Here is a 786-nt window from a genome sequence, read left to right as displayed (position 1 = left end):
GAATACATAAAACTTGATAAACATTTATAGGATTACGATAGATGAACGTAACGAAAATGACCGATCTAGAACTTAAAGGTAAACGCGTTTTGATCCGCGAAGACCTTAATGTACCGGTCAAAGATGGCAAAGTAACAAGCGATGCACGTATTCGCGCGTCATTGCCAACAATTAAAGCCGCTATTGAAGCGGGCGCAAAAGTTATGTTGATGTCGCACCTAGGCCGACCAACCGAAGGCGAATATGCAGAAGAATTTTCGTTGAAGCCAGTGGCTAATCATCTTTCTTCATTACTCGGCAAAGATGTTCCTTTACTTAAGACTTTGGAAGTCCCATCAGATATTCAAGATGGCGATGTAGTGCTTTTCGAAAACGTTCGCTTTAACAAGGGTGAGAAAAAAGACGAAGAGACATTGTCAAAGGCATACGCTACGCTTTGTGATGTATACGTCATGGACGCATTTGGAACTGCGCATCGCGCGCAAGCTTCAACACACGGTGTCGGACAATTTGCGCCGATTGCCTGTGCAGGCCCATTACTCGCAGCTGAACTTGAAGCACTAGCTCACGCACTAGATACACCAAAGCGTCCACTCGTCGCTATTGTTGGTGGCTCAAAAGTATCTACTAAGTTGACGGTATTAGAATCTCTATCAGACAAAGTTGATCAGCTTATTGTTGGGGGCGGTATTGCAAATACTTTCCTTGCTGCGGCGGGCAATCCAGTTGGTAAATCGTTATATGAAGAAGATTTGATCTCTAACGCGAAAGCTCTGTCGGAAAAAA

1 protein-coding gene is annotated in these 786 nt (G+C 44.0%); it reads left to right on the top strand.

Going from position 1 to position 786, the window contains the following annotated elements; genetic code table 11:
- Positions 1–41: 41 nt before the first annotated feature.
- A partial coding sequence (gene pgk / locus A3739_RS17725) for a phosphoglycerate kinase (protein WP_156502660.1) occupies positions 42–786 on the top strand: 745 nt, incomplete at its 3' end.

It is taken from the genome of Oleiphilus sp. HI0067 (assembly GCF_001635735.1).
Note: the sequence above shows the minus strand (reverse complement) of the source record. Positions and strands in the feature narration are given on the sequence as shown.